The organism is Pseudomonas sp. LF020, from assembly GCF_053456425.1.
This window is the reverse complement of record NZ_JBRFIX010000009.1, coordinates 208,077-226,623: the sequence shown is the minus strand read 5'-3', so window position 1 is coordinate 226,623 and position 18,547 is coordinate 208,077. Positions and strand designations below refer to the sequence as shown.

The window sequence follows — 18,547 nt, the reverse complement described above, 5'->3', positions numbered from 1 at the left end:
GACCCAGCGCTGCCCGTTAATCGTGACTATCGATTTCCAGATACCAAAACGCCGCTCGATTGAGCGGCGTTCAAGTTTATCGCAACAGATCAGTCACGCACGTAAATGATTTCCGGACCGTCTTCATCATCCACATCTTCTTCGTCCCAGTCATCGTCGCCGATGTCGTGGACCGACTTCACGCCGCTGCGACGCAGGGCTCGCTTGTCATCCAGCGCCTGCAACTGGGCACGGGCTTCGTCTTCGATGCGCTGATCGAGATCGGCCAGTTCTTCCTTGTACGCCGGGTCATTAGCCAGGCGATCGGCACGATCTTCCAGATAACGCATGATGTCGCGCGTCAGACGCTCGGTACCTTCTTTGGCGATGGCCGAGATCACGTAGACCGGGCCTTCCCACTGCAGGCGATCGACGATTTCCTTGACGCGCTCTTCGTGCTCTTCTTCAAGGATCTGGTCGCACTTGTTCAGTACCAGCCAGCGATCACGCTCGGCCAGCGACGGGCTGAATTTGACCAGCTCGTTGACGATCACTTCAGCTGCGTCCGGTGCACTGGTGCCATCCAGCGGCGCCATGTCGACGAGGTGCAGCAACAGACGCGTACGCGCCAAGTGCTTGAGGAAGCGAATGCCCAGGCCGGCACCGTCGGAAGCGCCTTCGATCAGACCGGGAATGTCGGCGATGACGAAGCTTTTCCAGCGGTCAACGCTGACCACACCCAGGTTCGGCACCAGCGTGGTGAACGGGTAGTCGGCAACTTTCGGCTTGGCCGCCGATACCGAACGGATAAAGGTACTTTTACCGGCGTTCGGCAAGCCCAGCAGACCGACGTCAGCCAGCACTTTCATTTCCAGTTTCAGGTCACGCTGCTCACCCGGCTTGCCCGGCGTGGTCTGGCGTGGCGCACGGTTGGTACTGGATTTGAAACGAGTGTTGCCCAGACCGTGCCAACCACCCTGCACCACCATCAGTTTCTGGCCGGCCTTGGTCAGGTCGCCAATCACTTCCTGGGTAGCCGAGTCGATTACGGTGGTACCGACTGGCACGCGCAGGATCAGGTCTTCACCCTTCTTGCCGGTGCAATCGGTGCTGCCGCCGTTGGAGCCACGCTCGGCATCGAAGTGCCGGGTGTAACGGTAGTCGACCAGGGTGTTGAGGTTCTCGTCGGCCATCATGTAGATGGAACCGCCGTCACCGCCATCACCGCCGTTCGGGCCGCCGTTTTCAATGAATTTTTCCCGACGGAAACTCATGCAGCCATTGCCGCCGTCGCCAGCTTTTACGCGGATCGATACTTCGTCTACAAACTTCATAACTCAACGCCTCTCGCCATACGGACGAGCCGAAAAACAATCAAGACATAAGACTCTTGCAAAAATGAGCGCAGCGACCCCAAAACACGACCTGCATCGCACGCCGACAGCCCATACAAACAGTTTTGCAAGAGACTCACCCCACAAACGAAAAAGCCCCGTCGCAAGACAGGGCTCTTCCAGCGATCTCGCGATTAAGCCGCGACAACGCTCACGTAACGACGACCGAAGGCGCCTTTTACTTCAAACTTGATCACGCCTTCGATTTTCGCGAAGAGGGTGTGATCTTTACCCATGCCAACGCCGTAGCCAGCGTGGAATTGGGTGCCGCGCTGACGCACGATGATGTTGCCGGCCTTGATGACCTGGCCGCCATACATCTTCACGCCAAGGCGTTTGGCTTCTGAGTCGCGACCGTTACGGGTACTACCACCAGCTTTTTTGTGTGCCATGAGTTCAATTCTCCTAGTGAGGAATTAGGCTGTAATTAAGCCTGAATACCGGTGATTTTGATCTCGGTGAACCACTGGCGGTGGCCCATACGCTTCATGTGGTGCTTACGGCGACGGAACTTGATGATGCGGACTTTATCGTGACGACCTTGGGAGATCACTTCAGCCTTGACGGTTGCGCCAGCAACAACAGGTGCGCCGATGTTCACGTCGTCGCCATTGGCGACCAGCAGAACGCGGTCAAAAGTCACGGATTCGCCAGTAGCGACTTCCAGTTTTTCGATCTTCAGGTATTCACCTTCAGCGACCTTGTATTGCTTACCGCCGGTAACGATTACTGCGTACATGGTATTTCTCCGATAATCCTGCTCACCCAGCTCTTTATAAGAAGAGGTATTGGCTGGCATGGCTGCATGGGGCTGGAACGGCCCAAGTGCAATTGCGTAAGGCAGGTGCTGCCCAGGAAGTTCAGGGTGCGCGATTGTACGCAAGCATCGAGAGTCACGCAAGTGGCCGTCCATCGCGCCTTGACAGGCCCCGGTGGGGGTCCTAGCATGCCGCGCAACCCTTCTGGAGCAACTGTCGCTGATGCAACCCCAAGCTTTCTACCGCGCGGTGGCGGACGATTTTAGCGCCGTCGACGGCATCATCAAGAAGCAGCTGACTTCCCGAGTGCCGCTGGTATCGAAAATCGGCGATTACATCACCTCGGCCGGCGGTAAACGCCTGCGTCCTTTATTGGTGCTGCTGTGTGGCAAGGCGCTGGGCCGCGAAGGCGATGACCTGCGTCTGCTGGCCGCCACCATCGAATTCCTGCACACCGCGACCCTGCTGCATGACGACGTGGTCGACATGTCCGGCATGCGCCGTGGCCGCTCGACCGCCAACGCCATGTGGGGCAACGCCCCAAGCGTACTTGTCGGCGACTTCCTGTACTCGCGCTCGTTCGAAATGATGGTCGAGCTGGGTTCGATGCCGGTGATGAAGATCCTGTCCCAGGCCACGCGCATCATCGCCGAAGGCGAAGTGTTGCAGCTGTCCAAGGTACGCGACGCCAGCACCACCGAAGAAACCTACATGGAAGTCATCCGCGGCAAGACCGCGATGCTCTTCGAAGCTTCGACCCACAGCGCTGCCGCACTGGCCGGTGCCACCGCCGAGCAGAGCGAAGCCCTGCGCACCTTCGGTGATCACCTGGGCGTGGCGTTCCAACTGGTCGACGACCTGCTGGACTACAAGGGCGACGCCGAGACCCTGGGCAAGAACGTCGGTGACGATCTGGCCGAAGGCAAGCCGACCCTGCCGCTGATCTACACCATGCGTGAAGGCACGCCGGAGCAGGCTGCTCTGGTGCGCCAGGCGATCCAGAAAGGCGGGATCGAAGACCTCGAAAGCATTCGCATCGCCGTGGAAGCCTCGGGTTCGCTGGAGTACACCGCACAACTGGCCCGCGACTACGTGGCCCGTGCGATCAAGTGCCTCGACGCGCTGCCGGCCAGCGAATACCGCGATGCACTGGTAGAACTGAGCGAGTTTGCGGTCGCCCGCACGCACTGATCACCGCGCAACCAAAGAGCCGCAGCCTTCTGCCGAAGCCTGCGGCTTTTTGTTGCCTGCCCTCTACGCGCTAAAACCTTATACAATGTGCGACTTTTAGCGATCCACATCCCAAGGAGCCTTAGTGAGCACGTTGCCACCCTGCCCGAAATGCAATTCCGAATACACCTACGAAGACGGTGCCCAACTGATCTGCCCAGAGTGCGCCCACGAGTGGTCGGCCAGCGGCGAAGCCGAAGTGGCATCCGATGATGCCGTGAAGAAAGATTCGGTCGGCAACGTGCTGCAGGACGGCGACACCATCACCGTGATCAAGGACCTGAAGGTCAAGGGCACCTCGCTGGTGGTCAAGGTCGGCACCAAGGTCAAGAACATCCGCCTGTGCGATGGCGACCATGACATCGACTGTAAGATCGATGGCATCGGCCCGATGAAACTCAAGTCCGAGTTCGTCAGAAAGGTCTGATCCGCTTGTCATCCATCCCGCGCCCGCCGTGGGATGGAGCTTCGCCCTCCCCCGCTTTGCCCTCCCGCATTTTCGCGTAATAGCCAGACGCCAGCCGATTTGACCTTACGCAATCTTTACCCGGAAAAAATCGCATTCCGCCAATAGGCGCTTGCTACTTGACGAATAAGAATTATTCTCATTGAAACCTTTCAAGGAGATGAGACCCATGACTTATTTGATCGACGCCTGGCTGGATCGCCCACACCCGTACCTCAGAATCCTGCATCGGGAAACCGGCGAAGTCTGTGCAGTACTGGAAGAAGAAGCCCTGCATGAGCTGCAGGATCAGGGTGATCTGGATGTCAGCAGCCTGAATTCCAGCGAACCGCTGGTGCTCAAGGAACTGGTGCGTAATCTGTTCCTGTTCTGCTATGCCCGGGCCTTGCGCCCGACCAATGAACTGCATCACAAGATCGAAATATGAACAGCAACACAAAACATGTGGGAGCGAGCTTGCTCGCGAAGGCAGCAACGCGATTACAGATTTGAACCGGATCGCCTGCATTCGCGAGCAAGCTCGCTCCCACAAAGGTTTTACAGAACGTCCAGCAGCTCGACGTCGAATACCAGAACGCTGTGCGGCGGGATGCTGCCAACGCCTTGAGCGCCGTAAGCCAGTTCGCTCGGCACGTACAGGCGCCATTTGCTGCCGGCATTCATCAGTTGCAGGGCTTCGGTCCAGCCGGCGATCACGCCGCCCACCGGGAATTCCGCTGGCTGGCCACGATCGTAGGAGCTGTCGAACACAGTGCCGTCGATCAGCATGCCGTGGTAGTGAGTACGCACGGTGTCTTCACGGGATGGCTTGGCGCCTTCGCCCTGGGTCAGCACTTCGAATTGCAGACCGGAAGCCAGGGTGGTGATGCCTTCTTTCTTGGCATTTTCAGCCAGGAACGCACGGCCTTCGCCGGCAGCAGCTTCTGCTTTGGCGGCGGCTTCGGCTTGCATGATTTCGCGGATAACCTTGAAGCTGGCGGACATTTCTTCCTGGCCAACACGGCTTTCCTTACCGGCGAATGCGTCGGTCAGACCGGCCAGGATCGCGTCCAGGCTGACACCCGGTGGCGGGTTGTCGCGCAGCTGGTCACCCAGCTGACGGCCAATACCGTAGCTGACGCGAGTTTCGTCGGTGGACAGATTTACTTCGGACATGACAATGCTCCGCTCTGGGGCGATCCGGAAGGAAATATTCTTACAAACCCCTCCGAAAAGCCCTACATGAAAAAGGGCGAGCAGACTAGCACAGATGCCCAGAGGATGGGACGCAAGGCCTACAGGGCCGAGCGCCAGGCCAGCGGCACTTTCAGGCTTTCTTCGCCACTGGCACCCAGTCCGCACATTTCATCGTGCACCGAGGTGTGCACAAGGTTGAACGGCAGCACCGGAAAGTTATGCAGCACATCCCGCGCATGTTCCACCGAACGCAACATCAGCATGTTGCCCTTGGGATCACTCAGCGGATACGCCGCCCCATGCATCCGCGCCTCGAGCAGATAAAGTCCGCCCTCCATGGAGATCAGGTTCAGCTCATCGACCTTTCTGGCGATGGCAAACGCATTCAATTCTTGCAGGTTCATGAACGCACCTCGTGCGGTGGCGAGCCAGGACCTCTACAGGGATATGCCCGCGCGCAACAAAGCACAAGCCACAAACGACACCGCCCGTCTGTTTCGCAACAGACGGGCGGTGTTTTTGCAGCGATCAGCCAATGATCAGTGCTTGGTGAGCTTGTCCAGATAGCCCATGGCAAACGCCGAGATCACGAAGGTCATGTGGATAATCACGTACCACATCAGGTGCTCGGGATCGACGTTCTTGGCATCCATGAAGATCCGCAGCAGATGGATCGAGGAAATCGCCACGATCGACGCCGCCACTTTCATCTTCAGCGACGAGGAATCCATGGTGCCCAGCCAGCTGAGCTTCTCTTTGCCTTCGTCGATGTTCAGCTCGGACACGAAGTTCTCGTAGCCGGAAATCATCACCATCACCAGCAGGCCGCCCACCAGCGCCATGTCGATCAGCGACAGCAGCACCAGGATCAGATCCGATTCGGCCATGGAGAACACGTTGGGAATGACGTGAAACACTTCCTGGAAGAATTTCAATGCCAGCGCCAGCAGCCCGAGGGACAGCCCGATATAGATCGGCGCCAGCAGCCAGCGCGTGGCGTACATTGCATTTTCGATAAAGCGTTCCATTGACTCTCACACAATAAGGATTGAAATCGGCGGCGAGTATACCAGCCGCCCGTGACGACCAGAAACCGCCCGGCTCGCACCTCCAATCACTGCAACCTGCATGTGTAGGTGATTTTTTTTCTGCTACTGTCCAAACCATTGACCGCCTAGCGAAAGTGGACAGGACGACTGGAAATGGATGTGCGATTGCCGATGATGACTGCCGGAATTTGCCTCGCTCTGCTGCTGGGTGGCTGCTCGCCCGGCGAAGAGAAAAAACCCTCGGTCAGCCTCGACGCGAAGACGGCAACGTTCGAACACTCACTGGACGCCATCACCGACCCGAAACTCAAGGACGCCGTAACAGAACTCGGCGGTTCGCTGCTGCTGCTCGAACGCGCGCAGCTCAAGCTCGACAGCACCCCGCTGAAAACCGTCTACGGCGAAGACACGCTCGGCATCCTCAAGCACTACCCTTCGCCGCAGGCGCTGGTCGATACCTTTATCAACGGGCTGTTCGTGCTGCACAAGGACGCCAGTTCCGACTACCTTACTGACCTGCAACCGGTGTTCCCCTTCAACCTGAACATTCCCGGCGGTTTCCTGTTCCCGCATGGCGTGGAATGGCAATCGGTGACCCTGAGCAACAAACGGGTGATCGCCTATCAACCGGAGTGGTCGGAAACCGATCCCGGCATCCAGTTGAGCCCGTCCAGCTCCAACGTCACCAACCCCGATGACCTGACCGTGACCTACCCGTTCATCGAAGGGCTGGATGTGGACAAGAAGAACCAGCCACAACCGGTGAGTCTGCAAGGCAAAGTCGAAGTCATCGCGCCGCGCCGCCTGTTCAGCTTCAACCTGAGCCAGAAGGACGTCGGCCAGACCCGCACCGATGACAACCTCAGCGTCACCCTGCTGAAGCTTGAAAAGAACTACGCCGAAGTCGAATTCAGCAACAGCCTGCCACTGGCCCCTGAGGTCGAGGGTGCGCAGCTCAATCCAGTCATCGTTCAGGCCCGTGACACCAGCGGGCAATACCTGGTGCGCGCCGGCTCAATCAATGAGAGCCCGGCACAAGTCGCCTTCTACGAGAAACAACTGGCGCATCTGCAACAGCAGAAAACCTGGAGCGAGGCGTTGGAAAAACAGCTTGAGGACGAACAGCAGACCTTCGAGCAGCAGCATCCGCGCCGCTACAACAAGGTCTACTTCAATGGCCCCATCGATACCCTGGAAGTCAGCGTGCTCGATTTCTCATCGGCAACCGTGACTCGCAAGGCGCTGGACCTGCCGGTGCGCACCTTCAGTCAGCACACCACCGAAAAAGCCATCCAGCCGCTGGACCCGGCGGTAGTCGTCTATGACGACCTGGCGCCGAACTGGCTCAAGGGCGCGAGCCTCACCGAGGAAGCGTTGAAGGCCGGCATCCGCATCCATCAGTCCGTGGAGGATCCGAGCGCTGCACGCATCGAGTTCTCTCACCGTCGAACCTTCAACGATGAGCTGCTCGGCGATGACTTCAGCCCCGGCGAGAGTCCCGTGACCTTCTTCACCGAGAAACGCAGTGGCAAACTCGATGAGCCGATCGAACTGCCGCCCGAGGCGTATCAGGTCGATCCGCTGCAAGCGACGATCACTTACGATTTGAACCTGTTTCCGGAAACCCCGGCGATTGCCGTGGGCTCGATGCCATTGTTTCTCGCGACCGTCGACAAGCAAACGTACGACGCCAGGTCCTTGCCCAAAGGCCTGGAGATCAAGAACAACATGCTGGTGGTGGACTTGAAACTGTTCCCGGCCAACGCCTGGCGATTCTTCGTCAAGGACGACAGCGGCAACTACCTGAAACAGATTCTTTCGGTCAGTCACGACGCGAGTGCGGATGGTCCGGCGCTGTTCGGCGTGCATTACTTCTATGGCCGTCCAACGCATGTGGAGACCTATCAGAGAACCGAACTCAATACCGTGCAATACGGCTTTGAGGTCAAGCTCGACAAGGCGCAGCAGTCCGACACCGCGCCATGATTGCGCCTAGTGGTCGAACACGCCGACCGTACGCCCACGCCCGCCATTGATCTGGCGCAGTTGGGCTTGCAGGTGCAGGCTCCAGATCTGCGGATCGTCGGCCAGCTCGTAACCGTGCATCGTCAGGCTTTCAACAATGGTGTCGAGAATCGACTCGGCGGCGACCGGCCCGTGAAACGGGCCCTGAGCCTTGATGGCGGAAGGTTGTTCACCGGCCATGCCGGCAGCGAAGAGCAAGGTCCACATGCCGTTATCGCCGGCCAGCGGTTTGATGGCGCATTCGATGCGGGTCACAAGACCCAGGCATTGACGGGTGAGGCAGAGGTTGCGCGACATGGCGGCGACCCTCGGTAAAACCTGTATTCAGCCTTCACGCGAAGGCTGTTTCGATCCAGTGATACTGTCGATGTCCTTGAGCTGAGAATAGAAGAAAAGTCCGCCACGCAAGCCGGATGGAACCAGAAGGCGCCGAATGGTCATTGTGTGAATGTTGACGCCAGAGTAGTGGCACTTTTCGTTCGATTACACACAAAAACAAATGTAGGAGTGAGCCTGCTCGCGATAGCGGTATGTCAGGTCAATCATTCGTTGACTGACACTCCGCTATCGCGAGCAGGCTCACTCCTACAGTTTGACCGCGTTGAGGCTTACGCCGGCTTGGCCTCGGCCAACGCCTCCTGCGCCAATTCCTTCTCGGCCTCTTTCAGATCGTCTTCACTGATCATCTCGGCAATCACCCGCAGACGCTCGACCACGCGCGCATTGACGCTGCCCTCAGGGAACTGACCGTCAGCATCCGGCTCCCCGGCCGGCTCGCCGACCAACAGGCTCAACGCCTCGTCTGCCTGACGCACGGCGTACACGTGGAACTGCCCGGCGCGCACCGCCGCCAGCACCTTCTCGTCGAGCATCAGCGTGGCGACGTTGGCCTGCGGAATGATCGCGCCCTGCTCACCGGTCAGCCCGCGGGCTTCGCAGAGACGGAAGAAGCCTTCGATCTTCTCGTTGACCCCGCCGACCGCCTGCACTTCACCGAACTGGTTGATCGAACCGGTGATCGCAAAGCACTGCTTGAGCGGAGTTTTCGACAGCGCCGAAATCAGCGTGCAGGCCTCGCCCAGCGACGCGCTGTCGCCATCGACGTAACCGTAGGATTGCTCCAGCGCGATGCTCGCGGAGATCGCCAGCGGGAATTCCTGGGCGTAACGGCTGCCCAGATACCCGGTGAGAATCATCACGCCCTTGGAGTGGATCGGTTGCCCAAGGTTGACCTCGCGCTCGATGTCGACGATACCGCTGCCGCCCGGGTACACCGTGGCGGAAATCCGCGCCGGCACACCAAACGCCGAATCACCGACTTCGAGCACAGTCAGCCCGTTGCACTTGCCAACCGCGGCGCCGTCGGTGTCGATCAGGATGATCCCGGCAAGCATGTCGTCGAGGATCCTTGCCGACACGCGACCGGTGCGGGTTGCCTTGGCTTTCAGCGCCCGCTCGATGTGCCCGGCATCGGTCATTTCATCACCGGCCAGATGGCGGATGAAATCCGCTTCGCTGACCAGTTGGAACAGATCGCCGATCCGCGCCGACAAACGCCCCTGATGCTCCGCCAGCCGCGCGCTGTAGGTCGCCAGACGCGCCACCGCATCGGCGGTCAGCGGCGCCATGCCTTCTTCCGAAGTACGGGTTTTCAGCAACTGGGCAAATTGCTCCAGGCTTTCGTCGACCATCGGAATGTCTTCGTCGAAGTCGACCAGCACGCGGAACATCTCCTGGAAGTCCGGATCCAGGTCCTGCAGCGTGTAATACAGCTGCCGCGCGCCGATGATGATGACTTTGACCTGCAACGGAATGTGTTGCGGGTTGAGGGTCACGGTGGCGAAACGGCCCATCTCGCCCAGCGGTGATTCCATCTTCAGCTTGCGCGATTGCAGGGCACGCTTCAGCGCATCCCACACGAACGGCTCGCTGAGCATTTTTTCCGCTTCAAGGATCAGGAAGCCGCCGTTGGCGCGATGCAGTGCACCTGGGCGCAACTGCCGATAAGTCGTGTAGAGCGCCCCCTGATCGGTGGTGTATTCGATGCGGCCGAACAGATTCTCGTAAGTTGGGTGCGGTTCAAAAACCACCGGCGCACCGCCGCTGGCCGGATGCCCGACCACCAGGCTCGGCGCGTACTGCTCTTCCAGCAGTTTGCGCGCCACGGCGTCGGTCTTGCTGTCGTCGACCAGTTGCTCGACCACGGTTTTCAGCAGATACACCTGCATCGCTTGCAGGTATCCGCAGACCGCGGCGTTCTCCGCGTACTTCTCGGACAACGGCGAGAGCAACGGCTGCAAGGCCAGGGTGATGGTTTCTTCGTTGAGCTGACGCAGCTGATTGTTCGACTCGCGCTTCCACTGCGGCAGGCTCGCGAGTTCTTCGTTCAGGCGCTCTTCGAGGCCGGAGATGTCCTCGTGGAAACGCTCACGCTCGGCTTCCGGCAATTGCGAGAACTCGGCCTCGTCCAGCGCCTTGCCTTCGAGCATCGGGGTGAAGGCGATATTGCTGCTGTCACGGTACAGGGCGACGTCTTTCTCAAGGGCCAGACGCTCGATGACGTCCAGCGCCTTGTCGTAGCGCTGGTTGAAGGCGCGGTCGATGGCGCTTTTCTTTTGCTGGTAGGACGGGTGTTCGAACACCGCAGGGAAAGTCGCCAGCAGGTTGTCGATCAGCCCGTTGATATCGCCGATGAACGCAGCGGCCGTTCCCGAAGGCAGTTCCAGCGCTCGCGGTTCGCGCGGCTCATCGAAATTGTTGACGTAGACCCAGTCCGCCGGGGTCTGCAGGCGTTTGCCTTCGGCCTTCAGGTAGCGTTTGACGAACGAAAACCGGCCGGTGCCCGGTTCGCCCATGACAAAGACGTTGTAACCGGGGCGTGGCATGGCCACACCGAACTGCAAGGCTTCGACCGCACGTTCCTGGCCAAGCACACCGCGAAAGGGCTCCAGATCATTGGTGGTAGTGAAGCTGAACTGTTCAGCGGAAAACGGACGAGTCAGCGCTTCGGGCGCTATACGCAGGCTGGCAGCAACAGGATCAGGCATCGGGCTTCCTTAACAATCAGGCGGGGCAGATAGCGGCATTCTGGCGCTGCCCGTGCCCCACTGGCAAGGCGCGCCACACGACAAAGCATAGACAACCGGGCCACCCCGCTTCGCCCCCCGTGAATCCGGGGTTATCGCCAAATCTTTTGTAAAAAATCACGGAACCCCCGGAACGTGCCTAAACTCCAAACTGCGCGGCTGGAACTAATACCGGCCCACTGGCGCTTCAGGGGTCTGTTATCACAGAGCCTGGGGGTCAGAACCCTGTCCATTGGTATGCACACAAAGAGAACAAAGCTATGAAACGGATTCTTCTCGGTACTCTCTTCACCGCTGTTTCCATCAACGCCATGGCGCAAGCCCCGGGTGGCCCGGATTGCGGTTGGGGCAACATGCTGTTCGAAGGTCAGCGTGGCACCCCGGCACACTTCCTGGCATCCACCACTAACGGCACCTCCGGTAACGCTACGTTCGGTATGACTTCCGGCACCAACGGTTGCTCGACCAACGCGTCGCTGACCTACGGCGGTAAATCCTGGTTCGCCATGAATGGCATGATGAACGAGCTGTCCGAAGACATGGCCAAGGGCAACGGCGAAGCGCTGACGACCTATGCCGTGGTACTGGGCGTTGCGCCGGAAGACCGTGCGCACTTCGCTGCTGTCACTCACGAGCACTTCCAGCAGATCTTCAGCAAGGCTGACGTAACCGCCGAAGACGTGCATACCAACACCCTGGCCGTTCTGAAATCAGACCCACGTCTGGCCAAGTACGCAACTCAGGCTTAAGCTCGACCCCACCCGCTTCTTTCGGGAAGCGGGTTTTGTTTTTTTATGGCCCACCCTTTTTGAGCAATGCAAGTCAGTTGTGACATGTGCCGAGCCCTGTGGCGAGGGAGCTTGCTCCCGCTGGAGTGCGCAGCGCTCCCGGTTTTCAAAGCGGGGCCGCTGCGCGCCCCAGCGGGAGCAAGCTCCCTCGCCACAGGGTTGGTGCGGGTTTGACTGATCGGCATTAATGCCTGGGGTCTTTGTCTTTCTTTCGACTTAAGTTGCCACTTATGCTCAAACGCCTTGCCTGGCTGGCGCTCTGTGTCTGCGCCCCGCTGTCCGCCGCGCCTCACATCGACCCTCAACGTTTGCAGCAACTGGCCAACGACCGCTTCTGGATTTCCCTCGGTCATTACGAAACCGCCAAGCTTGGTGGCTGGCGCAGCTATGTCAGCGACAGGAAATTCTTTCTTGCGCCCGATGGCAACGAACACCCCGACCATGAACTGGCTGCCACCGTGCAGGCACTGTACGCCCCCGCCAGTCTCGGCGAGCAGCATGCGCAATGCGTCTACCCGGCGCGCACCCGCTGGCTGAAAGCGCAGCTCAACCTCAGCGACCTGCCCGCCCCCGATTGCGCCGAATTCAACAAGTGGTTCAAGGACGTCTCGCCACACAGTGCGGTGATGATCTTCCCGGCGGCCTACCTCAACAGCCCGTCTTCAATGTTTGGCCACACCCTGTTGCGTATCGATCAGGCCGACGTGCAGGCCGACAAGACCTCGCTGCTCAGCTACGCGATCAACTTCGGCGCCTACATCGAAGGCTCCGACAACAGCATTCTCTACGCCTGGAAGGGCTTGATGGGTGGCTATCCGGGGCTGTTTGCGCTGGTGCCGTATCAGGAAAAACTCTCCGAGTACCGCAGCCTGGAAAACCGCGACCTGTGGGAATACCGGCTGAACCTGACGCAAGCAGAAACCGCGCGCATGGTCGAGCATGTGTGGGAGCTGAAGCAGATCCAGTTCGACTATTTCTTCTTCGACGAAAACTGCTCCTATCGCCTGCTCGAACTGCTGCAGGTGGCGCGCCCGAGCCTGCGCCTGACCGAGCAATTCCCGCTGACCGCCATCCCCACCGACACGGTCAAAGCGGTGAAGGAAGCCGGGCTGGTGGAAAGCATCGAATACCGCCCGTCCCGCGAGCGTGAACTGCTCAGCCGCGCCGAGCCGTTGAACAAGGAAGAGCAGCAATGGGTGCTGAAAGTCAGCGCCGATCAACAGGTGTTGCAGGAGCCGACCTTCAAGGCCCTGCCCCGGGATCGTCAGGCGTTGATCATCGATGCCGCCTATCGTCTCGAGCGCTACCGCGCCAACGGTCAGGAGCGTGATGCGCAACGCGCACAGCGCAGCTTCGATCTGCTGCGGGCGATCAACAAGAACCCGGCGCCGGAGCTGCAGATCCCACAACCGGGCCTGCCTGAAGACGGCCATGAATCACGCACCTGGCAGGCCGGCATCGGCACGCGGGGCGATCGTGCATTCGGCGAGTACGGCTTGCGCATGGCCTATCACGATCTCAACGACAACGCCGAAAGCTTCCCCCTTGGCGCGCAGATCGAAATCCTGCAGATGAAGCTGCGCCAGTATGAAGGCAATCAGTGGCAATTCCAGCAACTGGACCTGGCGACCATCCGCTCGCTGACCCCGCGCAATGAGTTGCTGCAACCACTGTCTTGGCAAGTCACCGGCGGCCTCGAGCGCGTACCGGGCAAGCATGATGACGAAAACCTGGTCAGCCACGTCAACGGTGGTGGTGGCGGCACTTGGCAACTGGGCGAAGACACGCTCGGCTTTGCCCTTGGCACGGTGCGTATCGAGCACAACAATGACTTCGCCGGATTCGTCACGCCGGCCGCAGGCTTCAACACCGGCGTGCTGTGGAAAAACCCGTTGGGCAATCTCAGCGTCGAAGCCAAGGGCGATTACTTCACCAACGGCGAAGTACGCCGCAGCCTGAGCCTGAACCAGCAGTGGGAGCTGTCACGCAACCTCGGTTTGCGCCTGACGGCGCAGCGTGAGTTCAGTCATGTGGCGACGCCGGAAACCGAAGTGATGCTTGAGGTGAAGTGGTATCACTACTGATCCGGAACCTAGCCCCATGTAGGAGTGAGCCTGCTCGCGATAGCGGTAGGTCAGACACAGCAACAGTGACTGGTAAATTGCTATCGCGAGCAGGCTCACTCCTACAGGGATTTGTGGTGTTCAACGAATTACCTACATGCCTTTCACCAACGTCCGACGAATCACCTTCTAGACTTTCCCCATAAGCCGAAAATCGGCGCGGGAGAGTGCGATGTGGCGGTGTGCGGGATTGCTGGGTGTTTTGCTGTTGCTCGGGGGTTGCCAGACCACCCACGAAGACTTGATCGCCAAAGGTTATCCACCGGCCTTCGCCGACGGTTTTGACGATGGCTGCATCAGTGGCCGGCAAGCCGCCGGTTCGATCAGCGGCGAGTTCCGCAAGAACGTGCCGCGCTATCTCAAGGACAAGCAATACGCCGAAGGCTGGACCGACGGCTTCCGCCAGTGTCAGGCAATGCTGGAAAACAAGGATCGCGAAGAGTATCGCAATGAGCACTGGGACGAACGCGAGCGCGCCTGGCAGCAACAGAAAGATCAGGACGCCGGGCGGGCTTATCGCTCGCAATAGGTCGCTTCCAGACATCCAGTGAAACCAAATGCCGGCGACCATGGCCCAATTCCTATAACAGGAGGACACCATGAGTCGCGCTTTCGTCAACGAAGATAACGCCGCCGCCCAAGCCGATCAGCCCGTCGAACGGCAGGTCAGTGCGCAGCCCAATTACGTCACCCCCCAAGGATTGGCGCAGTTGCAGGCCAAAGTCGCCGAACTGCAAGCCCTGCACGCCGAGCAATCGGCCAAGGGCGAACAAGCCGACAAACAGCGTCAGGCCGATCTCGAAAGAGATTTGCGCTACTTCAACCAACGCCTCGCCAGTGCACAGGTCGCTGCTCCCGCGACTTCCACCGACAAGGTGCAGATCGGCAGCTGGGTGACCTACGCCGACGAACACAACACCGAAAGTCGGGTGCAACTGGTCGGCGAAGATCAGGCCGACGCCACTCAGGGCCTGATCAACTGGGCTTCGCCGCTGGGTCGGGCACTGCTCGGCGCCCGGCTCAATGACGAAGTGCTATGGCAGCGCCCCGCCGGCGATCAGCTGATTGAAGTGATTCGCATCGAACCGGCTTAAACCACACCCTGCGCGAGCATCGCATCGGCGACTTTGACGAAGCCGGCGATGTTCGCGCCTTTGACATAGTTGATCCGTCCGTTCTCTTCGCCGTAATGCACGCAGGCATGGTGGATCGACTGCATGATCGCGTGCAGCTTGCTGTCCACCTCACCCGCCGTCCACAGCAGGCGCATCGCGTTCTGCGACATCTCCAGGCCGCTGACCGCGACCCCGCCGGCGTTCGATGCCTTGCCCGGGGCAAACAGGATGCCGGCCTCGATGAAGATATCCACAGCCGCAAGCGTGGTCGGCATGTTCGCGCCTTCGGCGACGCACACGCAGCCATTGCGCAGCAGCGTACGAGCAGATTCGGCGTCGAGCTCGTTCTGCGTCGCGCAGGGCAGCGCGATGTCGCACGGCAGCGACCACGGCAACTGACCGGCGCGGAACTCCAGGCCGAACGCCGCGGCCAGTTCGCTGATGCGTCCGCGTTTGACGTTTTTCAGTTCAAGCAACGCCTGCCACTGTTCCTCGCTCAGGCCCGATTCGCAGTACAGCGCGCCTTCGGAGTCGGACAGCGAAATCACCTTGCCGCCCAGGTCCATGACCTTGCGCGCTGCGTACTGGGCGACGTTGCCGGAACCGGAGATCGCCACGCGCTTGCCTTCAACGGTCTGCTCGCGGCGCTTGAGCATTTCTTCGGCGAAGTACACGCAACCGAAACCGGTGGCTTCCGGACGAATCAGGCTGCCGCCGTAGGTCATGCCCTTGCCGGTCAGCACGCTGGTGAACTGGTTGCTCAGGCGCTTGTACTGACCGAACAGGAAGCCGATCTCCCGCGCCCCGACCCCGATGTCACCGGCCGGCACGTCAACGTCCGCGCCGATGTGGCGGTACAGCTCGCTCATGAACGCCTGGCAGAAACGCATGACTTCGGCGTCGCTCTTGCCCTTCGGATCGAAGTCCGAACCGCCCTTACCGCCGCCCATGGGCAACGAGGTCAGGGAGTTCTTGAAGGTCTGTTCGAAGGCGAGAAACTTCAGCACGCCCAGGTTCACCGAAGGATGGAAGCGCAAGCCGCCCTTGTACGGGCCGATGGCGCTGTTCATCTGGATGCGGAAACCGCGATTGACCTGCACCTTGCCCTGATCATCGACCCACGACACCCGGAACACTACCGCCCGCTCCGGCTCGCAGATGCGCTCCAGAATACCTGAGGTCAGGTAATGCGGATTGGCTTCAAGAAACGGCCACAGGCTGCGCAGGACTTCTTCGACGGCCTGGTGGAATTCGGGTTGATCCGGGTCACGTTTTTTCAGGCGGGCGAGGAAGGATTCGACGGATTCGATCATGGGAAAAGTCTCGGCAAATTTATTGTCGTTGGAAGCGATTGAGCCGGACTGTAACAAACGAATTGCGCACAGGAACAGCGCAAAATGTCGCAGTTATGAAATTAAATGGTGCACAGGATATAAATCAGATGGTTTTTTGAGCGGGTTTTGCACCTGAATGGGGAGTCTGAATTCAAGCAATGCACCAACAGTTACACCGCTATCGCTGGCAAGCCAGCTCCCACATTTTTCGTGGCGTTCACACATTACAAGTACAACAAAAATCCCTGTGGGAGCTGGCTTGCCAGCGATGAATTCAACTCGGTATTGCCGAAAAAACCAGGCAAAAAAAAACGGAGCCCGAAGGCTCCGCTCTTTTTCATGCAACCAGCCTGATATCAGGCCAGCTTCTTGTGACGCACCCGATGTGGCTGGGCCGCCGCTTCGCCGAGGCGCTTTTTGCGGTCGGCTTCGTACTCGGTGTAGTTGCCTTCGAAGAACACCGCTTGCGAGTCGTCTTCGTACGCCAGGATGTGCGTCGCGACGCGGTCCAGGAACCAGCGATCGTGAGAGATCACAATAGCGGCGCCCGGGAAGTCCAGCAGGGCTTCTTCCAGGGAACGCAGGGTTTCAACGTCGAGGTCGTTGGACGGTTCGTCGAGCAACAGGACGTTGCCGCCCTCCTTCAGGGTCAGCGCCAGGTGCAGACGACCGCGCTCACCACCGGACAGGTCCTTGACGAACTTCTGCTGGTCGCCGCCCTTGAAGTTGAAGCGACCGACGTAAGTGCGCGACGGAATCTCGTAGTTGCCGATGCGGATCTGGTCGGAACCGTCGGAGATCTGCTGGAACACGGTCTTGCTGCCGTCGAGGTCTTCGCGGCTCTGATCCACGCAGGCAAGTTGCACGGTTTCGCCGACTTCGATGGTGCCCGAATCCGGCGTTTCCTTGCCCATCAGCATGCGGAACAGGGTCGACTTACCGGCACCGTTACCACCGATCACGCCGACGATGGCGCCCTTGGGCATGGAGAACGACAGGTTGTCGATCAGCACGCGATCGCCGTAGCCCTTGGTGACGTTCTTGAACTCGATGACCTTGTCGCCCAGACGCGGACCGGCCGGGATGTAAATCTCGTTGGTTTCCGAACGCTTCTGGAATTCCTGCGACTGCATTTCTTCGAAGCGCTGCAGACGTGCCTTGGATTTCGACTGGCGGGCTTTCGCGCCTTTGCGCACCCACTCCAGCTCTTCCTTCATGGCTTTTTCGTGAGCCGATTGCTGCTTGGATTCCTGGGCCAGACGATCGGACTTGGCTTCGAGCCAGCCCGAGTAGTTGCCCTCGTAAGGAATGCCCGCGCCGCGGTCGAGTTCCAGGATCCAGCCAGCGACGTTGTCGAGGAAGTAACGGTCGTGCGTGATCGCAACCACGGTGCCCGGGAAGTCGTGCAGGAAGTGCTCCAGCCACGCCACCGAATCAGCGTCCAAGTGGTTGGTCGGTTCGTCGAGCAGCAGCATGTCCGGGGCGGACAGCAGCAGACGGCACAGGGCCACACGACGTTTTTCACCACCGGACAGGTGTTCGACCTTGGCGTCCCACGCCGGCAGACGCAGGGCGTCGGCAGCGACTTCCAGTTGGCGCTCCAGGTTGTGACCATCGCTGGCCTGCAGGATCGCTTCGAGCTTGGCCTGCTCGGCAGCCAGCTTGTCGAAGTCGGCGTCCGGATCGGCGTAAGCGGCGTAGACCTCGTCCAGACGCGCTTGTGCGTCCTTGATCACGCTGACCGCTTCCTCGACCACTTCACGCACGGTCTTGGTCGGATCAAGTTGTGGCTCTTGCGGCAGATAACCGATGTTCAGGTCCGGCATCGGACGGGCTTCGCCCTCGAACTCGGTGTCGACGCCGGCCATGATTTTCAGCAGTGTGGACTTACCCGAACCGTTGAGGCCGAGTACGCCGATCTTGGCGCCGGGGAAGAACGACAACGAAATGTTTTTCAGGATTTCCCGCTTCGGCGGAACAACTTTGCCCAGCCGATGCATGGTGAAGACGTATTGAGCCATGGA

Annotated in this window: 18 protein-coding genes; 8 read left to right on the top strand and 10 right to left on the bottom strand. The window is 59.6% G+C overall.

What is annotated here, in order from left to right:
- Nucleotides 1-89: 89 nt before the first annotated feature.
- The 3 genes from cgtA to rplU form a co-directional block, all read right to left on the bottom strand.
- Nucleotides 90-1,313, bottom strand: a complete 1,224-nt coding sequence (cgtA, locus tag ACU680_RS21560; RefSeq protein WP_367085773.1) for an Obg family GTPase CgtA — start codon at nt 1,311-1,313, stop codon at nt 90-92.
- Between the two features lie 194 nt (nt 1,314-1,507).
- Entirely contained in the window at nt 1,508-1,765 is a 258-nt protein-coding gene (gene rpmA / locus ACU680_RS21555) for a 50S ribosomal protein L27 (RefSeq protein WP_003228360.1), read from the bottom strand.
- 35 nt (nt 1,766-1,800) lie between these two features.
- A complete protein-coding gene (rplU, locus tag ACU680_RS21550) occupies nt 1,801-2,112 on the bottom strand; it encodes a 50S ribosomal protein L21 (protein WP_003228361.1) in 312 nt (103 codons plus the stop codon).
- 241 nt (nt 2,113-2,353) lie between these two features.
- On the opposite strand from rplU, the gene ACU680_RS21545 reads away from it, so the two are divergent.
- From ACU680_RS21545 to ACU680_RS21535, 3 genes are all read left to right on the top strand, one after another.
- The gene (locus tag ACU680_RS21545; protein ID WP_007963807.1) at nt 2,354-3,322 is read left to right on the top strand and encodes a polyprenyl synthetase family protein; all 969 of its coding nucleotides are present in this window, start codon (nt 2,354-2,356) and stop codon (nt 3,320-3,322) included.
- 124 nt (nt 3,323-3,446) lie between these two features.
- A complete protein-coding gene (locus ACU680_RS21540; RefSeq protein ID WP_025108781.1) occupies nt 3,447-3,788 on the top strand; it encodes a zinc ribbon domain-containing protein YjdM in 342 nt (113 codons plus the stop codon).
- Nucleotides 3,789-3,996: 208 nt separating this feature from the next.
- Nucleotides 3,997-4,254: a PA4570 family protein gene (locus ACU680_RS21535; protein ID WP_003228365.1), complete on the top strand. Its 258-nt coding sequence runs from the start codon at nt 3,997-3,999 to the stop codon at nt 4,252-4,254.
- Between the two features lie 110 nt (nt 4,255-4,364).
- Here ACU680_RS21535 and bamJ read toward each other — a convergent pair whose 3' ends face one another.
- The 3 genes from bamJ to ACU680_RS21520 all read right to left on the bottom strand — a co-directional run bounded on the left by bamJ (nt 4,365) and on the right by ACU680_RS21520 (nt 6,031).
- Nucleotides 4,365-4,982 carry a BamJ family beta-barrel-assembly machinery protein gene (gene bamJ, locus ACU680_RS21530; protein WP_007963802.1) on the bottom strand — a complete coding sequence of 206 codons (618 nt, stop codon included), beginning with the start codon at nt 4,980-4,982 and terminating at the stop codon, nt 4,365-4,367.
- A gap of 119 nt (nt 4,983-5,101) precedes the next feature.
- On the bottom strand, nt 5,102-5,407 hold the full coding sequence (locus tag ACU680_RS21525) for a DUF6482 family protein (RefSeq protein ID WP_007963800.1): 306 nt from the start codon (nt 5,405-5,407) through the stop codon (nt 5,102-5,104).
- 135 nt (nt 5,408-5,542) lie between these two features.
- The gene (locus ACU680_RS21520; protein ID WP_007963798.1) at nt 5,543-6,031 is read right to left on the bottom strand and encodes a TIGR00645 family protein; all 489 of its coding nucleotides are present in this window, start codon (nt 6,029-6,031) and stop codon (nt 5,543-5,545) included.
- Nucleotides 6,032-6,205: 174 nt separating this feature from the next.
- Here ACU680_RS21520 and ACU680_RS21515 point away from each other — a divergent pair, with 174 nt between their 5' ends.
- Nucleotides 6,206-8,038, top strand: a complete 1,833-nt coding sequence (locus ACU680_RS21515) for a hypothetical protein (protein WP_448180468.1) — start codon at nt 6,206-6,208, stop codon at nt 8,036-8,038.
- 6 nt (nt 8,039-8,044) lie between these two features.
- On the opposite strand, the gene ACU680_RS21510 is transcribed toward ACU680_RS21515, so the two are convergent.
- Together ACU680_RS21510 and ACU680_RS21505 are read right to left on the bottom strand one after the other, a co-directional pair.
- Nucleotides 8,045-8,374, bottom strand: a complete 330-nt coding sequence (locus ACU680_RS21510; protein WP_007963794.1) for a PA4575 family protein — start codon at nt 8,372-8,374, stop codon at nt 8,045-8,047.
- Nucleotides 8,375-8,685: 311 nt separating this feature from the next.
- Nucleotides 8,686-11,124, bottom strand: a complete 2,439-nt coding sequence (locus tag ACU680_RS21505; protein WP_448180467.1) for a Lon protease family protein — start codon at nt 11,122-11,124, stop codon at nt 8,686-8,688.
- A gap of 299 nt (nt 11,125-11,423) precedes the next feature.
- Here ACU680_RS21505 and ACU680_RS21500 point away from each other — a divergent pair, with 299 nt between their 5' ends.
- The 4 genes from ACU680_RS21500 (at nt 11,424) to ACU680_RS21485 (ending at nt 15,168) form a co-directional block, all read left to right on the top strand.
- Nucleotides 11,424-11,912, top strand: a complete 489-nt coding sequence (locus ACU680_RS21500) for a DUF3015 domain-containing protein (RefSeq protein ID WP_007909797.1) — start codon at nt 11,424-11,426, stop codon at nt 11,910-11,912.
- Nucleotides 11,913-12,181: 269 nt separating this feature from the next.
- Nucleotides 12,182-14,035, top strand: a complete 1,854-nt coding sequence (locus ACU680_RS21495; protein ID WP_448180466.1) for an Lnb N-terminal periplasmic domain-containing protein — start codon at nt 12,182-12,184, stop codon at nt 14,033-14,035.
- Between the two features lie 211 nt (nt 14,036-14,246).
- On the top strand, nt 14,247-14,603 hold the full coding sequence (locus ACU680_RS21490; protein WP_448180465.1) for a hypothetical protein: 357 nt from the start codon (nt 14,247-14,249) through the stop codon (nt 14,601-14,603).
- Nucleotides 14,604-14,673: 70 nt separating this feature from the next.
- The gene (locus tag ACU680_RS21485) at nt 14,674-15,168 is read left to right on the top strand and encodes a GreA/GreB family elongation factor (protein ID WP_448180464.1); all 495 of its coding nucleotides are present in this window, start codon (nt 14,674-14,676) and stop codon (nt 15,166-15,168) included.
- Here the strand turns inward: ACU680_RS21485 and gdhA are convergent.
- Both gdhA and ettA read right to left on the bottom strand, forming a co-directional pair.
- Nucleotides 15,165-16,502, bottom strand: a complete 1,338-nt coding sequence (gene gdhA, locus ACU680_RS21480) for an NADP-specific glutamate dehydrogenase (protein WP_448180463.1) — start codon at nt 16,500-16,502, stop codon at nt 15,165-15,167. The two genes, ACU680_RS21485 and gdhA, sit on opposite strands and share 4 nt — an antisense overlap.
- Before the next feature lie 377 nt (nt 16,503-16,879).
- Nucleotides 16,880-18,544 carry an energy-dependent translational throttle protein EttA gene (gene ettA, locus ACU680_RS21475; protein WP_108590534.1) on the bottom strand — a complete coding sequence of 555 codons (1,665 nt, stop codon included), beginning with the start codon at nt 18,542-18,544 and terminating at the stop codon, nt 16,880-16,882.
- Nucleotides 18,545-18,547: the final 3 nt, after the last annotated feature.